This window comes from Sphingopyxis witflariensis (assembly GCF_002205635.1).
GTDB lineage: Bacteria > Pseudomonadota > Alphaproteobacteria > Sphingomonadales > Sphingomonadaceae > Sphingopyxis > Sphingopyxis witflariensis.
In genome coordinates this window covers 62,488-83,805 of sequence record NZ_NISJ01000002.1, presented here as the reverse complement: position 1 = coordinate 83,805, position 21,318 = coordinate 62,488, and the positions used below count along the sequence as shown (strand labels likewise).

At 63.5% G+C, this 21,318-nt stretch carries 17 protein-coding genes; 6 read left to right on the top strand and 11 right to left on the bottom strand.

Annotated elements, in window-relative coordinates; translation table 11 throughout:
* Positions 1–7: 7 nt before the first annotated feature.
* From CDQ91_RS04375 to CDQ91_RS04350, 6 genes are all read left to right on the top strand, one after another.
* The gene (locus CDQ91_RS04375) at positions 8–883 is read left to right on the top strand and encodes a cytochrome c oxidase subunit 3 (protein ID WP_088471513.1); all 876 of its coding nucleotides are present in this window, start codon (positions 8–10) and stop codon (positions 881–883) included.
* 1 nt (position 884) lies between these two features.
* Entirely contained in the window at positions 885–1,280 is a 396-nt protein-coding gene (locus tag CDQ91_RS04370; RefSeq protein ID WP_088471512.1) for a DUF983 domain-containing protein, read from the top strand.
* The gene (locus tag CDQ91_RS04365; RefSeq protein WP_164499228.1) at positions 1,273–1,917 is read left to right on the top strand and encodes an SURF1 family protein; all 645 of its coding nucleotides are present in this window, start codon (positions 1,273–1,275) and stop codon (positions 1,915–1,917) included. Before CDQ91_RS04370 ends, CDQ91_RS04365 begins: the two co-directional genes overlap by 8 nt.
* 26 nt (positions 1,918–1,943) lie before the next feature.
* On the top strand, positions 1,944–3,341 hold the full coding sequence (gene thrC, locus CDQ91_RS04360; protein ID WP_088471511.1) for a threonine synthase: 1,398 nt from the start codon (positions 1,944–1,946) through the stop codon (positions 3,339–3,341).
* Complete coding sequence (locus CDQ91_RS04355) at positions 3,334–4,224, top strand: class I SAM-dependent methyltransferase (protein ID WP_088471510.1); 891 nt, start codon at positions 3,334–3,336, stop codon at positions 4,222–4,224. The genes thrC and CDQ91_RS04355 overlap by 8 nt, the downstream gene beginning before the upstream one ends.
* Positions 4,225–4,734: 510 nt before the next feature.
* Positions 4,735–6,030 (top strand): sugar MFS transporter, encoded by a 1,296-nt coding sequence (locus tag CDQ91_RS04350; RefSeq protein WP_088471509.1) that lies wholly within the window; start codon positions 4,735–4,737, stop codon positions 6,028–6,030.
* Between the two features lie 93 nt (positions 6,031–6,123).
* Here the strand turns inward: CDQ91_RS04350 and CDQ91_RS04345 are convergent, their stop codons facing one another.
* The 11 genes from CDQ91_RS04345 to CDQ91_RS04295 all read right to left on the bottom strand — a co-directional run bounded on the left by CDQ91_RS04345 (position 6,124) and on the right by CDQ91_RS04295 (position 21,104).
* Entirely contained in the window at positions 6,124–7,107 is a 984-nt protein-coding gene (locus tag CDQ91_RS04345) for a GGDEF domain-containing protein (RefSeq protein ID WP_237245816.1), read from the bottom strand.
* 166 nt (positions 7,108–7,273) lie between these two features.
* On the bottom strand, positions 7,274–8,293 hold the full coding sequence (locus CDQ91_RS04340) for a sugar kinase (protein WP_088471507.1): 1,020 nt from the start codon (positions 8,291–8,293) through the stop codon (positions 7,274–7,276).
* On the bottom strand, positions 8,290–9,081 hold the full coding sequence (locus CDQ91_RS04335; RefSeq protein WP_088471506.1) for a 2-keto-4-pentenoate hydratase: 792 nt from the start codon (positions 9,079–9,081) through the stop codon (positions 8,290–8,292). Before CDQ91_RS04335 ends, CDQ91_RS04340 begins: the two co-directional genes overlap by 4 nt.
* Before the next feature lie 19 nt (positions 9,082–9,100).
* On the bottom strand, positions 9,101–9,847 hold the full coding sequence (locus tag CDQ91_RS04330) for a FadR/GntR family transcriptional regulator (protein WP_088471505.1): 747 nt from the start codon (positions 9,845–9,847) through the stop codon (positions 9,101–9,103).
* 83 nt (positions 9,848–9,930) lie between these two features.
* Complete coding sequence (locus CDQ91_RS04325; protein ID WP_158213615.1) at positions 9,931–10,839, bottom strand: alpha/beta hydrolase; 909 nt, start codon at positions 10,837–10,839, stop codon at positions 9,931–9,933.
* Positions 10,840–10,846: 7 nt separating this feature from the next.
* On the bottom strand, positions 10,847–13,717 hold the full coding sequence (locus tag CDQ91_RS04320) for a TonB-dependent receptor (RefSeq protein ID WP_237245815.1): 2,871 nt from the start codon (positions 13,715–13,717) through the stop codon (positions 10,847–10,849).
* Between the two features lie 120 nt (positions 13,718–13,837).
* Positions 13,838–14,677 (bottom strand): rhamnogalacturonan acetylesterase, encoded by an 840-nt coding sequence (locus tag CDQ91_RS04315; RefSeq protein ID WP_088471503.1) that lies wholly within the window; start codon positions 14,675–14,677, stop codon positions 13,838–13,840.
* A 21-nt stretch (positions 14,678–14,698) separates the two neighbouring features.
* Complete coding sequence (locus CDQ91_RS04310) at positions 14,699–15,451, bottom strand: SDR family NAD(P)-dependent oxidoreductase (RefSeq protein ID WP_088471502.1); 753 nt, start codon at positions 15,449–15,451, stop codon at positions 14,699–14,701.
* A gap of 12 nt (positions 15,452–15,463) precedes the next feature.
* On the bottom strand, positions 15,464–16,747 hold the full coding sequence (locus CDQ91_RS04305) for an MFS transporter (RefSeq protein WP_088471501.1): 1,284 nt from the start codon (positions 16,745–16,747) through the stop codon (positions 15,464–15,466).
* A complete protein-coding gene (locus tag CDQ91_RS04300) occupies positions 16,744–18,909 on the bottom strand; it encodes a heparinase II/III domain-containing protein (RefSeq protein WP_237245814.1) in 2,166 nt (721 codons plus the stop codon). The genes CDQ91_RS04305 and CDQ91_RS04300 overlap by 4 nt, the downstream gene beginning before the upstream one ends.
* Complete coding sequence (locus CDQ91_RS04295; protein WP_237245813.1) at positions 18,906–21,104, bottom strand: polysaccharide lyase 6 family protein; 2,199 nt, start codon at positions 21,102–21,104, stop codon at positions 18,906–18,908. Before CDQ91_RS04295 ends, CDQ91_RS04300 begins: the two co-directional genes overlap by 4 nt.
* Positions 21,105–21,318: the final 214 nt, after the last annotated feature.

The window sequence follows — 21,318 nt, the reverse complement described above, 5'->3', positions numbered from 1 at the left end:
TAGTGACATGGCTGGTGCCAAACATCATGATTATCACCTGGTAAATCCCAGCGTCTGGCCGTTGTTCGGCTCGGTCGCTGCGCTGGTGATGTTCTTCGGGCTCGTGATGACGATGCACGCGGATTATTTCGGCGGCGTCGGCAAATGGGTGCTCGGCCTGGGCCTTATGGGCGTGATCGGCACCTTCTTCAGCTGGTGGTCGGACGTCATCAACGAAGCCCATGCAGGCGACCATACGCCGGTCGTTCAGCTTCACATGCGTTACGGCATGATCCTGTTTATCGCGTCGGAAGTCATGTTCTTCGTTGGCTGGTTCTGGGCCTGGTTCGATTTCTCGCTGTTCCCGGTGCCGATCGAGGTCGTCGATGGCGCGGTGACGTCGCTGTTCGGCCAGGATGGCGCCACGGCGATCACGCAATGGCCGCCGAAGGGCATCGAAGTCATTGACGGCTTCACGCTGCCGCTGCTCAACACGCTGATTCTGCTCTGCTCGGGCACGACGATCACCTGGGCGCATCATTCGCTGATTCACGGTGACCGTGAAGGCCTGAAGAAGGGCCTGTGGCTGACGATCATTCTTGGCGTCGTCTTCTCGACGATCCAGGCATATGAATATATGCACGCGCCGTTCCCGTTCGGTCAGACGAATTATAGCTCTGCCTTCTATATGGCGACCGGCTTCCACGGTTTCCATGTGCTCGTCGGCACGATCTTCCTGATCGTCTGCCTCGTGCGTACCTATAAGGGCCACTTCACGCCCAAGCAGCATTTCGGTTTTGAAGCCGCTGCATGGTATTGGCACTTCGTCGACGTGGTGTGGTTGTTCCTCTTCATCATCGTCTACATCTGGGGCGGCTGGGGCGCACCTGTCGCCGCGCACTAAGTTGACGCAAGTCGATCCGACTCCAAAGGGGCGGCCGCCGGTCTGGCGTGCCGCCCTTTTTGGTCTGTGTCCCGAATGTGGTTCATCGCCGCTGTTCGACGGGCCGGTGCAATTTCGCGAGCGCTGCGAAGCGTGCGGGCTCGATTTCGGTCGATATAATGTCGGCGACGGTCCTGCGGCCTTTCTGACGCTGATCATCGGAGCGCTGCTGATCGCGCTTGCACTGACGCTCGATTCGCTCTTGGCGCCGCCTTTGTGGGTGCATATCCTGCTGTGGGTGCCGTTGACTGTCGGGGCGGTGATTTATGGGCTGCGCATCGTCAAGGCGGCGCTGCTCGCCAGCGAACATCAACGACAGGCCGCCGAAGGGCGCCGCGTGGAGGATGAGCATGACTGAAACCGCCGCCACCGTCTCCCGTCGCTGGCCATTGGTCCCGACGATTCTCGTGCTCGCCGCCGTCGCGATCATGATCGCGCTCGGCGTCTGGCAATTGCAGCGCAAGGCCGAGAAGGAGGGGCTGATTGCGCTCTATCAGCGCAATATGGCGATGTCGGCGACCGTCGCTTATCCCGACCTGCCGCCGGTTCCCGATGCACTGCTCTATCGCAAGAGCAGCGTCGTCTGCCTCGAGCCGGTGCGCTGGGATCCGCGCAGCGGCAGCGACGCCAAGGGGCAGGCAGGCTTTCGCATGATCGCCGACTGCCGCACGGGTGCCGAAGGGCCAGGCGTCTTGGTCGATGTCGGCATTACCGACGATTTTACGCCGCCCAAATGGAGCGGTGGAACGGTGGCGGGGACGATCGTCCCGGGGCCAGAACAGCCGACGCTGATCGAGCGGATGACGGGTAAGGCCGCGCCCGCGCGCGCGATGCTGATCGCCGACAAGCCGCTTCCGGGGCTGCGCGCCAGCGCGGTTCCCTCCGCAGCCGACACGCCGAACAACCACCTCGCCTATGCCGGGCAATGGTTCCTGTTCGCGCTCGCGGCGCTCGTTATCTACGCTCTCGCTGTCCGCCGCCGCTTGCGGCCATGACCTGTCGCCGCTAGGCGCATTTCGTCATGGATTATATCAGCACCCGCGGCTCCGCGCCGACCCTCGACTTTCGTGCCGCAACGCTTGCCGGACTGGCGAACGACGGTGGCCTCTATGTGCCGGCGCATTGGCCGAAAATGACGGCGGACGAGATCCGCGCACTGGCGGGGCTCGACTATGTCGAAACCGCGGTGCGGGTGATGACGCCCTTCGTCGCGGGCGCGCTGAACGAGGATGAGCTGCGCGAGCTGTGCAAGGCCGCCTATGGACGCTTCGGGCACGACGCGGTGACCCCGCTGGTCCAGCTCGATCACCGCCACTGGCTGCTCGAACTCTTCCATGGCCCGACACTGGCGTTCAAGGATGTCGCGCTGCAATTGCTCGGCCAGCTGTTTGAGAAATTCCTGAGCGGCGGTGAGACTGACATCACGATCGTCGGCGCAACGTCGGGCGACACCGGATCGGCGGCGATCGAGGCGGTCGCGGGCCGCGAGCATATCCGCATCTTCATGCTCCACCCCGAAGGCCGGGTCAGCGACGTCCAGCGGCGCCAGATGACGACGGTGCTGGCGCCCAACGTCTATAATATCGCGATCGACGGCAGCTTCGATGATGCACAGGCGATGGTGAAGCGGCTGTTCGGCGATGCCGAAGCCCGCGATCAACTGACGCTCTCCGCCGTGAACAGCATCAACTGGGCGCGGCTGATGGCGCAGGTCGTCTATTATTTCTACGCCGCCGTGCGGCTGGGCGGACCCGACCGCAAGGTCGCGTTCAGCGTCCCCACGGGCAATTTCGGCGATGTGTTCGCGGGCTATGTCGCGGCGCAAATGGGGCTGCCGATTGCGCGGCTGGTCGTCGCGACCAACGTCAACGACATCCTCCACCGTGCGCTGACCAGCGGCGACTATAGCGCCGGAACGGTCACCGCGACCGCGACGCCGAGCATGGATATTCAGGTCAGCAGCAATTTCGAACGCCTGCTGTTCGACCTCGCCGGCCGCGATGGCGCGGCAATCACCAGCATGATGGGTGAATTTGATGCGAAGCGTGCGATGACGATCCCCGGCGATATGCTCGCGGGTTCGCGCGGGCTGTTCTCCAGCGCCAGCATCGACGGCGACGCGATGGCGCTCGCGCTGCGCTGGGCGCAGGAACATGGCGGCCAGATTATCGATCCGCACACCGCTGTTGGTCTCGCGGCGGCGCGCACGCTCGACATTGAGGCCGACGTACCGATCGTCACGCTCGCAACCGCGCACCCGGCAAAGTTCCGTGAAGCGGTCGAGCGCGCGACCGGGGTGCGGCCGCCGTTGCCCGCGCGGCTTGGCAATTTGTTCGAGCGCGAAGAACGCTACGAGCGCCTGCCCGGCGACTATGACGCGGTGAAGGCCCATATCTTGGCGACGGTTGCCCGTGGCTGAGCTTCAGCCCATCCAGACGCTGATCGGTGAGGCGTGGGACGATTATGGGCTGGTCGACAGCGGCGGCGGGCGCAAGCTCGAACGCTATGGCCGTTTCCGTTTCATCCGCCCTGAACCGCAGGCTATGTGGGCGCCCGCGCTGCCCGCGGCCGACTGGGACGCCGCTGATGGCGAATTTATTCCCGCCTCCGACGATGATGGCGGCGGCCGCTGGTATTATAACAAGCCGGTGCCGACCGAGGGCTGGCCGCTCGGCTGGCGCGAGACGCGCTTCACCGCGAGTTGCACGCCTTTTCGCCATTTGGGCTTCTTCCCCGACATGGCGCCGGTGTGGGACTGGCTGCGCGAACGCATCGCCGACAAGCCCGATCCGGCGTTTCTGAACCTGTTCGGCTATACCGGCGTCGGCAGTCAGGCGCTCGCCGCCGCAGGGGCGTCGGTGACCCATGTCGATGCGTCGAAAAAGTCGGTTTCGCAGGCGCGCGAAAATGCAGCGCTGGCGGGGCATGACGACAAGCCGATCCGCTGGATCGTCGACGATGCGGGCAAGTTCACCGCGCGCGAAGTGCGCCGGGAAAAACGCTATGATGCGATCCTGCTCGATCCGCCCAAATTCGGTCGTGGTCCCGACGGTGAGCGCTGGCAGCTTGAGGAAGGGCTGGCGCCCTTGCTCGCCGATTGCCGGAAACTGCTCGACGCCGACAGCCGGGCTTTGTTTCTGACCGTCTATGCGGTGCGCATGTCGGCGTTGGCGATCGGAGAGTTGCTGAACCAGCTGTTCGCTGATTTGCCGGGCACGATTGAATGCGGTGAGTTGGCGGTGCGCGAGGAGGCGAGGGGGCTGTTACTGCCGACCGCGATTTTCGCGCGCTGGAGCCGTTGATCCTTCGCTAGCGAAAAGCGACATACCAGCCCCCCGTCAGGGGGCGGATACAGCCTCAGCGCCCATTGCTGGAATTTCGCCCCGACACCGGCATAGAATTGGCCGCCATTGTGATAGATGGCGCGCGGCCGCGACATCGGTCCCGAATATTGCTCGATCGCCGTCGGTCTCGAGCCCCAATGGCTCTATCGCTGTCCGCTCGGTCGATGCGGTTGGTTCGGGGCCGTTCGGCTAAAGCCGGGCGGGCTTGGCGGTCGATATTTCCGATGATGTCAGGCGCGCATGCAGGGGGCCGTGTGACCATCTGGGTGCCGCTGCGCTGCTTTGGGGGGGGAGGCGGGTGCCGACTTGCTGGGCGTAGGGGGCACCCAGATGGTCGACAAGGGGCTGGCGGTGACCTTGCTGCATACGAATGTCGAAGCCGTTGGCGATAATCTGTCTTGCCCGCCCGCAGTAAAGTGATCAGACCCCAAAATGGGACGGCGTAAGCCGATCATTGGGGAGAGAGAAATGGCACTTGCGCCAGAGATTGCGCCCAGCGGCGATGCGGCTGTTGGAAAAGGCGGCGGGACGCATATCGATGCGCCCGAGCTGCGCCTGTTCGTTATGGGGCTGTTCTTCATCTTTGGCGGGATCACGTCGCTCAACGACGTGATTATTCCGAAGCTGAAGGAGCTCTTCACGCTCAATTATACCCAGGCGATGCTGGTACAATTCTGCTTTTTCACCGCCTATCTGGTGATCGGTATTCCGGGCGCGAAGCTGGTCAAGAAAATCGGCTATATGCGCGGTGCGGTCGCGGGATTGCTGACGATGATGGTCGGCTGCCTGCTCTTCATACCGGCCTCGCAATATGCGGTTTATGGCCTGTTCCTGTTTGCGCTTTTCGTGCTGGCGAGCGGCGTGGTGATCGTCCAGGTCGTATCCAACCCGCTGATTTCCATGCTTGGAAAGCCCGAGACGGCGCACAGCCGCCTGACCTTTGCGCAGGCGTTTAACTCGCTGGGCACCACCATTTTCCCGATCGTCGGCTCGGTCCTGATCCTCGGCAGCCTTGCGACGCTCAGCGCCGACCAGCTTTCGGGCGCCGAACTCGATGCCTATCGCACCGCTGAAAGCCAGGCGATCGTTCATGGCTATTTGGGCATTGCCGTGGCGCTGGCGGTGGTTGCCAGCGCGGTGTGGCTGTTTCGCAATCGCCTGCAGGGTGAGCGGCACGAAGCAAGCGCCGGGCTCGCCGGCCTTGATTTGCTGAAGCGTCCTCGCTTTGGTTTCGGTGCCCTGTGCATCTTCCTTTATGTCGGTGCGGAAGTGTCGATCGGGTCACTGGTCGTCAGCTATCTGATGCAGCCGGGCGTGATGGCGCTTCCCGAGCAGGCGGCGGGCAAGCTGATCGGCATCTATTGGGGCGGGGCCATGATCGGCCGTTTCATCGGTTCGGGCCTGATGCGTCTGGTCAGCCCCGGCAAGCTCCTTGCCTTCGTCGCGGTCGGAGCGATCAGCCTGATTTTGATCTCGACCAATACGGTTGGTGTCGTTTCGGGTTATAGCTTGCTTGCAATCGGCCTGATGAATTCGATCATGTTCCCGACGATCTTCAGCCTTGCGTCCGAAAAGCTCGGCAGCCGTGCTGCCGACGGGTCGGGGATTATCAATGTCGCCATCTTTGGCGGTGCTGTGGTGCCGCTTGCAACCGGTGCGATCGCCGATCTCACCGGGAGCCTCGCGACAGCGCTATTGCTCCCGGCTCTCTGCTATGCGGTCATCGCCGGGTTCGGCTTCTACGCCCGGCGTCCGGCTGCCTGAACGCTCAAAGGGATAGTCGCGGGCGATCATTCTTGCATGAACGATCGCCCGCGGCCTTCCGCCCCCTCGCGGGAAGCTTGATAATTTAAGACCCTAGGCCGGAGTGGCCAGCTCGATGCGGTTCCGGCCGCCTTCCTTCGCGCGATAGAGCGCGTCGTCGGCGGCTTTCAGCGCGGCACGGACCTCGCCATAGCCAAAGACGTCCGCAACCCCGCCCGAGAAGGTGACCTGGCCAAATGGCTCGTCGGTCTTGCGGTTGATCAGCCTCCGCTCGGCGAGGCTGTCGCGCGCCTCGTCGAGCCGTTGTGCGGCGTCGGCCGGCGGCAGGCCGCGGAACAGCATGACGAATTCCTCGCCGCCATGACGTGCGACGTGGCAATGATCGTCGGATATTTTCGCCAGCGTGTCGGCGATCAGCTTGATCACCCGGTCGCCGGCCTCATGTCCGTGAAGGTCGTTGATCTTTTTAAATTCGTCGATGTCGCAGAAAGCGACGCTCAGCGCCTCGCACTCCGACTTCGCTTCGGCATAATGATGTTCGAGCAGGATTTCGAACGCGCGGCGGTTGGGCAGGCCGGTCAGATAGTCGATTTCGGCGTCGCGCTTGGCGCGGGCGAGGCTACGGCGCAGCGCCTTCGCCTCGTTTTCGCTTCTGCGCATATCATTTTCGGCCTTGCGCGTCCGTTCGAGCATCGCGCGGGCGAGCCCGGCGAGGTTGGTAACAAGCTGGCCGGTTTGCTGGACCTGTTCAAGGTCGACGACATGCTGTTCGAGTTCGGATCCGTAATCATGAGCAACCGTGCGGGCCGCTTTGGTGTGGGTGGAAAATGTTTCGAGATTGCTTTCGAGCCGCGCGATCAATCGGTCGAGATCCGCCTGATCGGGCATCCGTCCATCGCTGGCCGCGAGTTCCTCCAGCCAGCTCTGGGTGATGGGCTCTCCCGACTGCGCGCGCATGGCGATCTTTCGCGCGAGCTGGGGATTGGCGCCGGAAAAGGCGGCATGCGCCAGCGACAGGTTGGCGGGCGACACGTCCAGATCATGGTCGATCAGAAAGGACGCGATCGCCTGCGCCAACGCGCGCCGGGTCTGACGCGGGTCGGGTGGCGGTTCGTCCGTCGGGGCACCGCTTCGTGGGTTTCGAAGCCCCAGCCAATCCAGGAGCCGCCCTACCGGCTCGCGAGATGTTGCATTTGTGGTCATGCGCCCATTAACGGGCGCCAGGGCGCGGGATTAAGCGATGCTAGCGGGCGACGTCGGCGGCGGTGAATGAAACGCTTTCGACCATGGGACGCGTGAAGGGAGCGAAATCGCCTTGCAGCCCGTGCTTGAGCGCCGCCAGCGCCAGTCCGCGTTGCACTGCTGCACCCAAGGTTTCGGTGGTCAAAAGGCCGTGGATCACGCCTGCCGCAAAGGCGTCGCCAGTTCCGATGCGGTCGGTGATTGGCGTGATATCGGCCGTTTCGGTCTGTGCATGGTCGTCGCGGCGATCGATGCGCGCGACGATCTGATGTTTCGTCGGCTCGACGATATGCCGTGCGGTCGACGCGACGGTTTCGAGTTTCGGAAAGGCGTCGAGGAGTGCCAGCGCGGCATCGCGGCGTCGGTCGGGACCATCGCCCGAAAATTCGCGGCCGAGCAGCAACGTGGCGTCGCGGTGGTTACCGAACAGCACATCGGCTTCGGCGACGATTGGGCGAAGGGTCGCTGCGGGGTCGCTGTTCCAGCGGCTCCACAGGCGGCCGCGCCAATTGCCGTCGAACGATATGCGGATGCCCGCTGCGCGCGCGGCGCGCACCGCCGCCAGCGTCGCTTCGGCACTTTGCGGTCCGAGCGCGGGGGTCACGCCGGAGACATGGAGCCAATCGACCCCGGCGAGCAATTCGTCCCAGCGCCAGTCATCGGCCTTCGCCGCGGCAAAGGCCGAATCGGCGCGGTCATAGACGACTTCCGCGGGGCGCATCGTGCCGCCGGGTAGGTAATAATATAGGCCCATGCGTCCCGCCGGACGCAGCATATGCGCGGCATCGACACCGTGACGGCGCAGTTCGCTGACCGCTGCGTCGCCAATCGGTCCGTCGGGAAGCGCGCCGAGCATCCGCACCGGATGGCCGAGAGTGGAAAGGGCGACCGCGACATTGGTTTCGGCGCCGCCAACATAGGTGTCGAGGCGCGGCGATTGCAGCGGAAATTCGCCGACGGGGACGGCCAGACGCAGGACGGTTTCGCCGAAGCAGGCGATGGTTTTGGTGGGCGAGGTCATCTTGGGTATCCAGTGTCTGGAATGGTGGTGCAGGCGATGCGGATTGCGGTGCCGAATTGCGCGGTAGCGGTCTGTCCCGCCGCGATCGGATGGACGCCGGTGATCGCTCCGGCGGAGATCCATTGCCCCGGCTCGAGCGTGATCACGCCGTCGTGGTGAAGGTTGACGAGAAAGCGTAGCGAGCCAAGCGGACCATCGAGCACGCCTGACGGCCGTCCTGTCCCCACATGTACGCCGTCGATCTCGGTCGAAACCTCGATCTCGTCGAAGTCCGCAAGGTCGATCTGCGGGCCGAGGAGCAGGCCATTGTTGATGCCGACGTCGGCGATGGTTCCGAAGGGGCTGTAGTCGAAAACGTCAGGGGCGGGCGAACTCGCAACCTCGAACCCTGCACGCACCTCTTCAACATAGGTCAGCGCTTCGTCGTCGCTGTCGATCCGGTGATCGGGGACGCTACGCAGACGAAGCATCACCTCGATCTCTATCGCGCTGGCGCCGCCGACAAAGATGCGCGCTTCGCCAGGATTTTCGCCATCGAGATCGGCGCAGTGCAACACGGGGCCTGCGAGCCGCGTCGCGCCGAGCGAGGCGACGAGGGGCGGCGGTACGCGCCCGAGCTTCCAGCCAAGCACTGGCCGGCCGAGCGCGACGCGAAGTTTGTGCTGGGCGGCATAGGCGTCGGCGAGGGTGGCGGGGACGGGGGCAGGGAAAGCCGGCAATGCCTGACCCGACAGACGGGCCTCAAGAAGCGCAGCGACAATGTCCTGCGCGTTGGGTGACGCGCTCATCCGAAAAAATCTCCGAACATCAGGCGATTTTGGCGCTGAGCAGATAACGTTCGCGGCTTTCGGCGGCCCGGCGGCGCAAATCGACCAGCGCGCGTTCTTCGGTTTCGTCGAGCATCGATTCGATCAACCGGTTAAAATGCTTCCGCATGGCCAGTCGCGCGCCGGCACCGTCGCGGTTGCGCAATGCCTCGACGACATCGGCATGTTCGGCCTGACGCATGCTGCCATCCTTCTGGCACACCATTGCATGGCTGTGCTGCACCTCGGGTAATTCCAGCCGCATCCGCCACAGGCTTTCGATCACATGGATGATCGCCTTGTTGTTCGAGGCCGCGGCGATCGTCATGTGAAATTCACGATCGATTACGTTGATTTCTTCCTCGCTGGCATTCGTGTCGGCCATCGCTTCCAGCAAGGCTTCGAGCTTTTCGAGGGTTTCGGCCGAGATGGTCGGCGCGGCGAGTGCGGCGGCTTCGGCCTCGAACAGCGAGCGCGCTTCGGTGAGCTCGAACGCGCTGACCGAGGGGAGGAGGGCATTGTCGCCCGGAAGATGCGCCTGAACATAGGCGCCCGCGCCCGTGCGGATATGGATCCAGCCTGTCGCTTGCAGCGCAATTTCGGCCTCACGGATCGTGACGCGGCTGACCTCGAACCGTTCCGAAAGTTCGCGCTCGCCGGGCAACCGGGTTCCCGGCGGATAGGTTCCGTCGAGAATCAGGCGCCGGATCGTGTCGGCGACATCCTCAAAAAGGCGGCGTTCGGCCATGGTTTAGTCATCTCCCCATTTATCTGCTTGGGAGTCCATACAATCAGGTATGACAAGTTTGAAGCCCATGACGAAGGGGAAATTCATATTCCCTCTGGCGCCGGGCATGCGCCGGCGGAAAGCAGTTTCCGGCCGCAGAGAAAGGCAATGGCTCTTTTCATCATCGCGGATCTCTGCTCGGGCGGAAATTTGCCGTGACCGCCTCCTATCGCGATGAACAGGTCGGACGGCACTCCCAGCGCATCGAGCCGCTGTTTCAGGTCGATCGATTGCGTGACGGGCACGATTGGATCGGCATCGCCATGGGCGATGAAGATCGGCGGACTATCGGGGGCGAGATGGGTAATCGGCGACATTTTGCGCGCCATGGCGTTGGCGTCTGACCCGCCGCCGATCCAGTTTGCGATCGTCGGGGACCGTGCGTCGGTGACGGTTCCGCCCCCCGTCAGGTCGGCGGGGCCATAAAAGTCGAGGATCGCCGCTGCCTTAGGCGCGGCCTTGCAGGCGTCGAGGTCGATATCATTGTCGGTGGAGAGCAATCCCGCCATCAGCGCCAGATGGCCGCCCGCCGAGGTGCCCGAGACGATGATCCGGCTGGTGTCGAAGCCATATTCTGCTGCGTTCGCGCTAACCCAGTGAAGCGCGCAGCGCGCGTCCTGCACCGCGGCGGGGGCAGGCGCTTCACCGGCGAGGCGATATTGGACGGTTACCACCGACATTCCGGCGGCGAGATAGGGGCGAAAGCCCGTCCAGCTTTCGGGCCGCGCGCCGCGGGCCCAGCCGCCGCCGTGAAAATGGATCAGGACGGGGGTGGGAGCTTTCGCGGCAGCGGAGTGGACATAGACGTCGAGGTGCAACGCTTTGCCGCCTGTCGTCAGATAGGGAATGTCTTTGGCGATCCGCACCGGTCCCGCCTCGTCCGAGGCGGCGGCGGGCGATGCTGTTGCCAGCAAAGCCGCCGCCACGATCGGGCCAAGGACGGATACTTGCATCGCGCGCCTAGATCCGCGCCCGGATGCCGATGAAATATTTCGCGCCATAATAATGATATTGGCGGCTGCTTCCATAGATCGGCATATAGGTCGACTTCGGTTCGTTGAAGAGGTTGAGCGCTTCGAAGCGGAGCGACACGCCCTTCATCAGGTCGAGCGAAGCCCGGAAATCGACGGTTTCGCTCGGCCCGACATAGCGCAACTGGCTGTTGCCGCCGACGAAGTCCTGGAAATATTTCGAGCGATAATTGTAGATCGCCTGCAGCGACACCGGGCCGATTTCATAATAGGCCTGCGCCGACAGCACATGCTTCGAATAGCCTGAGATATTGGCGGGCGGAATGAGCCCCGGCGATACCGTATCGGTTTCTGGATCATATTGGTCGCCAAGCCGGATGTCCTGGGTCTCGAAATTGGAGTCGGCGTAATTGTAGCTGACCTTCGCGCCGAGGCCGTCGAGGGGCTTGGGCAGGAAGCTGAAACGCGTCGCCGCGGTCAGCTCAAGGCCATAGATGCGCGACTTGTCGGGACTGTTGCGTGTCTGCGCCACCGGAACGGTGATCTGTTCGCCGTCGATCGTGAAGGTTTCGTCATAGACGACCGGCTGGAAACCGCCGCTGAACTGCTTGTAATAGACCGTCGCCGACAGCAGGCTGTCCTTGTTCGGATACCATTCGATCGCGGCATCGGCGTTCCACGACATCAGCGGCTTCAGGCGCGGGCTGCCGTTGGACATGATGTCGCCGATTGCTTCCTCGATCGTGTCGTAACCGAGACTATCGTCCCGAGGCGTGATCCGGCGACCGGCACCGAGCGCGCTCGGGTTCGGGCGCGACATCGCGCGATAACCCGCGAGGCGGAACTGGGTGTCGGGGGCGACTTCGAAAATCGCGTTGATGCTTGGCAGGATACGCGTGCTGCTGCTCTTGATCGTCACCGTGTCGAACTCACCCGTGGGGGCGAGGTTGATCTTGCTGGGATCGTCGTCATTCGGCACCACGGTGAGGCCGCTGCGCAGGCCATTGGAAACAACGCGCGTGTTGACGACGCGGACACCGAAGTTGCCGCGTACCGGCACATTGCCCAGATCGGCGTCATATTCGGCCATCACGTAGCCGGCAAGGGTGCGTTCGGTGACGTCCCGGTTGGCGTCAGAACGCGTGTCGGCGAGGTTGCCCGGGTCTTCGGTACCCATATATTCGCGGAACAGGCAGTCGACGTCGAAGGTCGCCCAGCTGTTGATGCCATTGCCCTTTGCGGCCGACAGATAATCGGTCTGCGGAAAGGCCTGGCGGCACAGATTGTTGATGCGCTTGTCCTCAGCCATCGCCGGGTTGAAATTGAAGTCGCCGTTGCGGACGTCATAATCGCGGTAGGTCAGCTGTGACCAGCGAGCACCGGCCGATATGTTGCTGAAGAAACCGTCCATTTCATAGGCGGCGTCGAAGCGGCCTGCGAAAATTTCGTTATGGCGGCGGACTTCGTCGCGGCGGAAGCGGGCATCGTCCCAGAAGAGATCATGATTGTTGAGGTCGAAGCGCGGATCGATGGTAATCGTCGGGACGAAGCTGCCCGGCTGGATTTCATAGGTATAGGGGATGCGCATGTTGTTGAACACGGTGCGCACGCCGTTGACGTCCATCGGGTCGGTGCGCAGGCGAACGTTGCGCTCGACCTCGGAACGGATGGTGCGCGAATAGCTGCCATCGGCCGTCAGCTTCAGGCGATCGTTCGGCTTCCATTCGATCGACAGGCCGCCACCGAGATATTCTTCCGAACGCGACAGTTCGGACCCGTTGGATTCGAGAGCGCTCAAGCCGTTCAGCCGCTGGACAATGCCATTTTCGTCATATTCGACGTTGGTCAGGCCATTGCGGCCCTCCGACAGATTGAGGTCGCGGCGGCTCTCGACATAGGTGCGGTCCGAATATTGGACGTCGAGGTTGATGTTGAACTGGTCCGACGGACGCCACTGGATCGACCCGAACACCGCGTCGCGCTTGTCGGTCTCGCTGATCTGACGGAAGGTATAGGCGTTGGGGACGAGGAAGAAGGGGGCCTTGCCATAATCCTCGCGCTTAAGCTCGGTGCAATTGCCGGTCGCGACATTGTCGGCGCGGCACGCGACCCAGGTGCTGCTCCCCGCATAGGTTTCTTCGGGATTGTTGGTGTCGTTGCGCTGCATGCCGATCGCTATGCCGATCGTGTCGTTCGCGAACTGATCGACATAGCTCAGCGTCCCGCGCCAGCCCACGCCGCCCGATCCACCGACGATGCGGTCGCCATAGGGGTTGTACTGCGCCTTGATCTCACCCTGCAGACGGCGCTTGCCGAAGTCGAGCGGGCGAAGCGTGCCGATCTCGATCGTCCCGGCGACGCCGCCTTCGACGAGGCTCGCCTGCTGTGTCTTATAGATTTTGATATTGTTCACCAGTTCCGACGGGAACTGGTTGAAATTGACCGAACGATCGCCGCTGCCGTTCGATGCGTCGCGGCCGTTGAAGGTGGCGTTTGAAAGGAAGGGCCCCAGACCGCGCAGCGCGATTTCGGACGCATCGCCCTTTTCGCGGTGGGTGGTCGCGCCGGTAATCGTCTGGATCGCCTGGCCGACCGAAAGCGCGGGAAGGTCGCCGATGTCGTCGGCCGACAGTGCGTCGACGATCGCGGTTTCCTGACGCTTGACGTTGATTGAGTCCTGGATCGTCGCGCGGATGCCGCTGACGACGATTTCGTCACCCTCGTCGCTCGGGGCGGCGATGTCGGCGGCTGCGCTGTCCTGCGCCACGGCGGGCATGGCGACGAGCAGGAGGGTCGATCCCGCGCCGGTCAGGAAGGCGGCGCGTAGCGCGCGGACGCGGGTCTTGTTCTCAGAATTCACTTCGGTCTCTCCCTGGTCAAACGAATCTGTTCTAACCAATTCACTTGAGCATCGTAACAAAATTGTCAACAATTGTGTATGTCAAATTGGACTAGCCAATGGCGTAGTCCAATTTGTCGATTAGCGGACCAGCTGGCTCCGAAGCCCCGGCGCGACGCGAGCGAGGCCCTGCGTCACCAGTCGTGCGGTCACTTCCGCGCCGATGTCGCCCACATGGGTGTAATCGAATTTGCGCGTGACCTGACCGCGTGCGCCATCGCCCTCGATCGGCGGCGGGGCAGGCGGGGCGGGGCGCGCGGGCAGCGTGGTTCCGGCGCGGGCAGCGGCCAGCTCCTCGGCGGTCGGCGCTTCCTGCGCGAGCTTCGTCGCCATTTCAGCGCCCATCTCCTGTACCTGTGCCGCGCTGAGCGCGTTGAGGTCGACGAGCGGAACATCGAGCGCCTTGGCGACGCCGCGCACCTGATCGGACCAGCTGGCAAGGCTGTTCTTGAGCTTGCCGTCCTTGAACTCGCGCCGCGTCAGCGGAGTGACGAGCACGGGGATCGCGCCCTTCGCGCGCACTTCTTCGACGAAGCGGCGCAAATTGGCGGGAAATTCGGTTGTCTCGTCGGTCCGGCGTTCGGGCTTGGTCGACTGGTCATTATGCCCGAACTGGATGAGCACATAGGTTTCGCGATAGCCCGGAACGCCCGCCTCCGCGAGGATGATGTCCCATCCGCCTTCCTGACGATAGCTGCGTGTGCTGCGTCCGCCGCGTCCTGTGTTCAGGCACGCAACCGACGATTTCACATGCTGTGCGCAAAAGGCACCGCCCCAGCCGCTGTGCGGCGCCATCGTCGAATCGCCGACCAAAATGACTTTATAGGGCAGAAGGGGCGGCGCATCGCTGCGCTCGCCCTCCTGTGCCTGCGCGCCGCTTGCGAGTGCAGCGGCCATGACCCCGGTAAGAAGCCTGCGCATAATCCTCTCCCTTAGATGCAATCAGGAAAAATACAGCCCGCCGTTCACGTCGAGGCAGACCCCGGCGAGGAAGCTGGCGGCCGGCGAGGCGAGATAGGCGATGGTTTCGGCAACCTCATCGGGATGGCCTTCGCGGCGCAGCGGGGTGTTGCCCGCTGTCGCGGCCCGGCCTTCGGGCTTCGAGAAGATGTCATGGAAGCTGGTGCCGATCAGGCCCGGGCAAACGGCGTTGACGCGGATACCCTGTGGCCCGAGTTCCTTCGCCATCGAACGGGTATAGGTCATCAGGGCGCCCTTGGCGGTTGCATAGATCGAGGCACCGGGGCCACCGCCGTCGCGGCCGGCCTGCGACGACACGTTGACCACCGACGAACCCTCGCCAAGGAACGGCTGCGCCGCCTGAAGGACGAGGAAGACCGATTTCAGGTTCAGTGTCATGACGTGGTCGAAGAAGGCTTCGTCCATTTCGCTGAGCGTCTTGCGCGCGACCATGCCGCCGGCAAGGTTGACGAGAATGTCGAGACGGCCGCTGAACGCCACGCCGACTTCTGCGAGCATCGTCTTGACCGCGGCGGTGTCGGTGACATCGGCCTGGATCAGAAAGGCGTCGCCGCCGGCGGCCTTGATCGTTGCCAGCGTTTCTTCGGCGGCTTCGCGGCCGCTGTTATAGTTGATGGCGACGCGCGCGCCGGCGCGGGCGAGGGCGATCGAGACCGAGCGGCCGATGTCGCGTCCGCCGCCGGTGACGAGTGCAGTTTTGCCCTGGAGAGTCATTCTGTTTTTTCCTTATTCTTGGGTGTTGGAGGGGTTGGTGGTGACCGGTTCGACGCGACCGCCGACCAGCCAGAAACAGAGGAAGGAGACCGGCACGATCGCCGCGCTGAGCGCGAAGATCGGGGCGTAGCTCGTCTTGGTGAGCACGGGGACGAGCCAGGTCGTGATCAGCGTCCCGGCGACCGCGGCGGTGCCGCTGATCCCCGCGAGGCTGCCGACCGCGCCGCCGCCGAAATAGTCGCTCGGCAGCGTCTGGATGTTGCCGATCGCCATCTGGAATCCGAACAGGATGCAAGCGATCAGCAGCACTGCGGTCAGCGGATCGCTGGCGCCCATGGTGAACAGCAGCGACGGCAGCATGATCGCACAGCCGATGGCGATGGTTAGCGTCCGCGCCTTGTGAACACCGCCGCCCGCGGTGATGATCCGTCCCGAAAGCCAGCCGCCGAACAGGCTGCCGATCATCGCGCCGACAAAGGGAACCCACGCGAACATGCCGATCTGCTTGACGTCGAAGCCAAAGGTTTCGGCGAGATAGATCGGCAGCCACGATACGAAGAGCCACCACACGGGATCGAGGAAGAAGCGCGACAGGATGACGCCCCAACTCTGGCGATAGCGCAGCAACTCGCCCAGCGGGATGCGGCGGCCCTCATCGCGGCCCGCCTCGGTGCGGCCCGTCAGGATATATTCGCGCTCTTCCTCGCTCAGTCCCGGATGCTTTTCGGGATCGGCCTTGTAGAACCAGAGCCACGGCAGCAGCCATAGGAAGCCAAAGATGCCGATGACCAGAAACGTCCCGCGCCAGCCGAAATAGACGAAAAGCAGAGCGACGAGCGGGGCCGAGACGATACCCCCCAGCGACGCGCCGGCGTTGAAGATGCCCTGTGCCAGCGCACGCTCGCGCGACGGGAACCACAGTGCATTGGCCTTGGTTGCACCGGGCCAGTTGCCCGCTTCGCTGATGCCGAGGGTTGCGCGCAGCACGGTGAGCAGCGGCAGTGAGCGGACGAGGGCATGTGCCGCGATCGACAGCGACCAGACGATGATCGAAAGAGCAAAGCCCATCCGCGTGCCAATGGCGTCGAAAATCCGCCCGAAGAGCGACTGGCCGAAGGCGTAGAAGATCATGAAGATCGTCACCAACAGCGCATAATCTTCCTTCGTGGCGCCGATGTCCTTCGACACTTCGGGCCACATCACGGCGAGCGCGTTACGGTCGATATAGTTGATGACGGTCGCGAGGCCGATCAGCCCGATGACGCACCAGCGGAAACGGCCCTTGATATTGCTCATTTCTTCGCTCCGGTTTTGGCGAGGTCGAAGCGGCCGACGGGGCCGGTCCATGCGAGGGCGCGGCCGTCGACCGTCACGCTATGCTTGATGCCCGCCGCAACATCGTCGGCGACCGCAACGGCGAAGCGCCGCCCGTCGACCAATGTGACGAGGATCAGGTCGGCGGCGCCTTCGCGGCGATGCTCGAGCGCGGTGACCCGCGCGCTGCTCGCGACAACCGCCTCGGACGAGGCGTCATATTCGCCATGCGGTTCGAGCAGGCTGACGAAAGTCGCGTCCGCAGCGCCGTCGAGGCGCTGGATCAGCGCGGGTTCGCGGCGCAGGTTGAACTCGGGGTCGTTCGCGCCGCTTTCGGCGACGATGAAGCGGGCGCCCGCGGGTGGGAGCATGTGATAGCTGTAGAAACGGCTGCCCTGCATCCACGTCAGCCGAGCCTTGCCCGCCTTCGTTCCTTCGCCGTCGACCCACAGATGCTGATAGCCGTTGGCTTTCCCCAGCACCGGCCGTTCGGCGAGGTTGCGGGTGAACGCGATGTCGTTGTCGATGATATGCCCCGAGAAATGGAGCGGCAAGTCGTAGCGATGCTTGGTGCCGCTCGACGCGCGAAGCAGATCGAGCGTCAACGGATTGGCGAGGCCGGGGACGTCGAGCAGCAACAGCGCGCGGCGAAAGCGCACGTCTTTATACGCCGTGCCGATCTCGGCGATCGAGTAACGCGTTGGGCCATCGAGCGCGGTTGCGAGCTGTTGCGTGGGATATTTTTCTCCTGTTTTCCAGTTGCCTGCGAAGTGACTCTGTTCATCGACAACAAGAGTGTTGTGCGCAACTGTCGCGCTCGCCCAACTGTCATTCTCGGGCAGATAGCGTCCGCCGCGTTTTGCCTCGACATTCAGGAAGCGCGCCGCGCCATAATCGGTGACCACTGCGCCGGTCTCGTCATAATAGAGCCAGCCGAGCCGATCGAAATGGCCGTGGCCCATGCCCTGAACGCTGTTCTTGGCGACGAGTAGCGGCCCCCTCGGATCGGGCTTGGTGCGCAGCAGGACGAGCGCGCCCTGCTCGCCGTCGGGGCCGTCGCCAAGCAGGCGCGAAGCGAAGGGCCAGGGCTTTGCCTTGCCCGCCGCGAGATCGGACGCCATCACTTGCCCGGCGGGCGTCAGCACCGAGCGGCCTTGCCAGTCAGCGATCGACAGGAATGCCGGATCCTTCGTCGCGGCATAGGCGATGGCAACCGCGTGATAGAGTTCTTCAGTGCGCAAGCTCTTGTCGGGCATCGCATCGTTGAGCGGCAGGAAATTGCCGTCATGCGTCACTTCGATCGCGGTGCGCACGGCCTTCAGGACGATCCCATCGCGATGTTCGAAAATTTTGCGGTCGGGATCATGGGCCGCAATCGCAGCTGCGAACACGACAAAAGGTTGCAGTGCATAGCGTTGATAATAGGGACCTTCGGCATAATAGCCGTCGGGCGAGAAAAGCAGGTCGAGCTGGCGCAGGAAGCCCGCCTTGCCGCTCTTGTCGAGACCGAGCAGCGCCTTGTCGACAAGGTCGCGGTCGCCGAGCAAATAGCCCGACAGGCCGACCCCGGCCGCGGCCCAGGTCGCGTGATTGTGAATGCGATTGATCACCTCGGGCGAGCCGTCGGACAGGAAGCGCGCCATCGGGCGGATCATATTGTCGTCGATGCGCGTACGGTCGGCGGCGGGCAGCGTATCGCGGATCGCGCCATAGCCCTGCGCGGCATTCACCAGGAACACGCTGTCGTTGAGACTTTGCCAGAACAGTCGGCCGGGCACCTGATTGGCGGCGGCGGGGTGGGGGCCGAGCTTCGGATAAAGGTCGGCATAAGCGAGCAGCAGGTCGCGGACATGATCGCGGTAGCGCACGTCTCCGGTCAAGCGGTACAACTGGCCGCCTTCGAAGATCGTGCGATAATTGCGCTTATGCTGTTCGTGGGTGACGCCGCCACCCGGATCCTTGGGGACGGGAACATGCACACCCGCACGGATCGATGCCTCGACACCGGACTTGGCGCGCGCAATTTCGGCCGCGAACAGGGGCGAATAGGCAGGCTGCGGTACGGTAGCGGATGTCTGCGCCGGGGCGGTCATCGACTGCGTCGCGGCGGCGGCCGCAAGCAAAAGGGCGAGGGTGCGGGTCACGGGCGGGCCTCCACTATATTGTCTGACAGTTTTGCGCGGACCGGCCCCTTATAGGCGAGTTCCTCGATCCGGGGCTCGGGGGTCGCGATGAAGCGGTTCTTGGTGATGCGCGTGTCGGGGGTGCCAACCGAGTGGATCAAGGTGACAGGCGCCGATCGGGTGAAGTCATTGCCGGTGATCGCCGTATGCTGAACGCCCGAGAGGCGCAGCGAAGCGTCATCGGCGCCGCTGTCGGTGACCTGCGATTCGGTCATCGCGAACCAGGGGCCAAAGGTGCTCTCGTCGCTGCCCTTGCGCAGCAGGTCGGCGACCATGCCGACGCGCGTGAAATGGCTGTCGGCGATTGTCAGCCGTTCGACCGGATACCAGCCTTTGGGTGTTTGCTCGGCGGTGCCGAGGACGACCGCGCCTGCCAAGTCGGTGAAGCGGCTGCCGGTAATGTCGATTGCGTCGGCGAAGGTGCCGGGCGCCATCGTGATGCCGTCGATCCGGGCTTTCGCGCCGGGACCACGCACCGTGACGCCATGCATTGCGATGCTGTAATTGGGGGCGACGTCGGCGCCGATGGCGACCAGTACGGCATCCGTCCGCGCGGCGCGGGCGTCGATCTCGACCCGTTCGAGCTTCAGACCGCCGCCCGCTTCGACCCGCGCGAGCCCGCCGGTGGCGAGCCGCAATATGGGGTTGGCGCCCTTTTGGCCGGCGATGGTCAGGCGGTGGCGGATCGCGATCGGCGCCAAGACGTCATAAGCGCCGGATGCCAGCGCCAGCGTGTCGCCGGGCCGCGAAGTAGTGACCGCTTCCGCCAGCGAAGCCGCAGCGGTGAGGGGAATGGTGCGGCCCGCGCCGAAAGCGGCTTCGGCCGCAGCCGAGCGGTACCAGGACACACCTGCTTCCTCGCGCTTGACCGGCACCAGATCGCGCGGCGCGCCGACATTCGCCAGCGTGGGGTCGGTCGGATAGAGCAGGCCGTTCGGCGCGCGAACGAGCGCAACGTCGCGCTGTTCGACGCCGCTGGTCAGCAACGGCTTGGCGACCTTCGCCTCGACATTGCCCGCCAGCGCGATGCCGGCGATATCGCCGTCGACGCGAAACGGGTCGCTGCCGTTCGCGCCTGCGATCAGATTGTGGCTGAAGCGGCTGTCGATCGGCGGCGCCGAGCGTTCGGCGTCGGCGCCCGCAGCAAAGGTGATACGCGCGCTACCGACGATTGAATTGTGTTCGATCACCGCGCCTGAAACCTGATGATAGCGGTTGATCACTGAATTAGGAACGCCGTTCATCACGCTGATTGCGCTCTTTAAATCCTTACCAGCGAGGCCCTCGAAATAATTGTCGCGGACGGTCTGGTCGCGGTTGATGATGCGGACGCCGCCGCTGTCGGGAACATTGTTGCCGAAGAAGATGTTGCGCTCGACGCGATTGCCGTTGCCGTGGCGCAGCACAAAGGCACCCTGTGACGACAGCACCAGATTTTCTCGCAAGATGTTGCCGCCTGACTTCACCGAGACGATCTCGACCTCGCCGCTGGTGCGGTCGAAGATATTGCGTTCGACGATCGTGTTCGATGCCGAGAGCGATTCCTCGCTGGTGCCGATGCGGATCGTTTCGCCTCCGTTCGAGCCAAGCGGTGGGCGCGGGCCGAAATAATTATGATCGATGCGATGGCGGTTATCGAGCGGCTGGCCGGCGCGGCGGATGACTGCGAGGGTAACGCCCGCGTTGGTCTTGCCCTCGAAATGCGAATGATCGACGCGGTTTCCGGTGCCATAGAGCGCGACCCACATATCCTCGGCGCGGCGGTCGGTCTTGCTGTAACCGTCGATCACCACTTCGGTGATGCGCGAATCTTGCGCGAACGACCTGGAATCGCGGCGGAAGGAAATGACCTCGCTTGTCGGGCTGAAGCCGTCGCGGAAGATCAGGCCCGATACGACCAGATGACGTCCGCTGAGGCGCAGGTTCGACTGGCCGGTCAGGACAACCTTACCCTTGGTCTGTGCGGTGAGGGTGATCGGTTTGTCGGTGCGGCCTTCGCCAGAGAGGACGGCCTGAAAGTCGCGCCATTCGCCATCGGCGAGAAGGATCGAGTCGCCCGCCTTTGCGGCTTTGACCGCCGCCTTGAACTGGGTCTGGTCGGCGACCAATATATCGCGGGCGAGCGCCGGGTGCGCTGCCGCGGCCGTGATCGCCAATGTTAAAGCCGTCCGCAGCAGCATGTCGTTCCTTCCCGGGGAATGTCTTATGCGGCATTGGACTATACAAGTGGTATGACGATTTCAAGCATCTTTGACAGGCGATAAATCAAACCAATTTGCGGTGCAGCCGCACGCGCGAACGCGTTGGCGCGAATGGCCGACGTGAATGGGGTGATAGAAATGGATGGACCCAAGGCGCCGGGGCATTAGC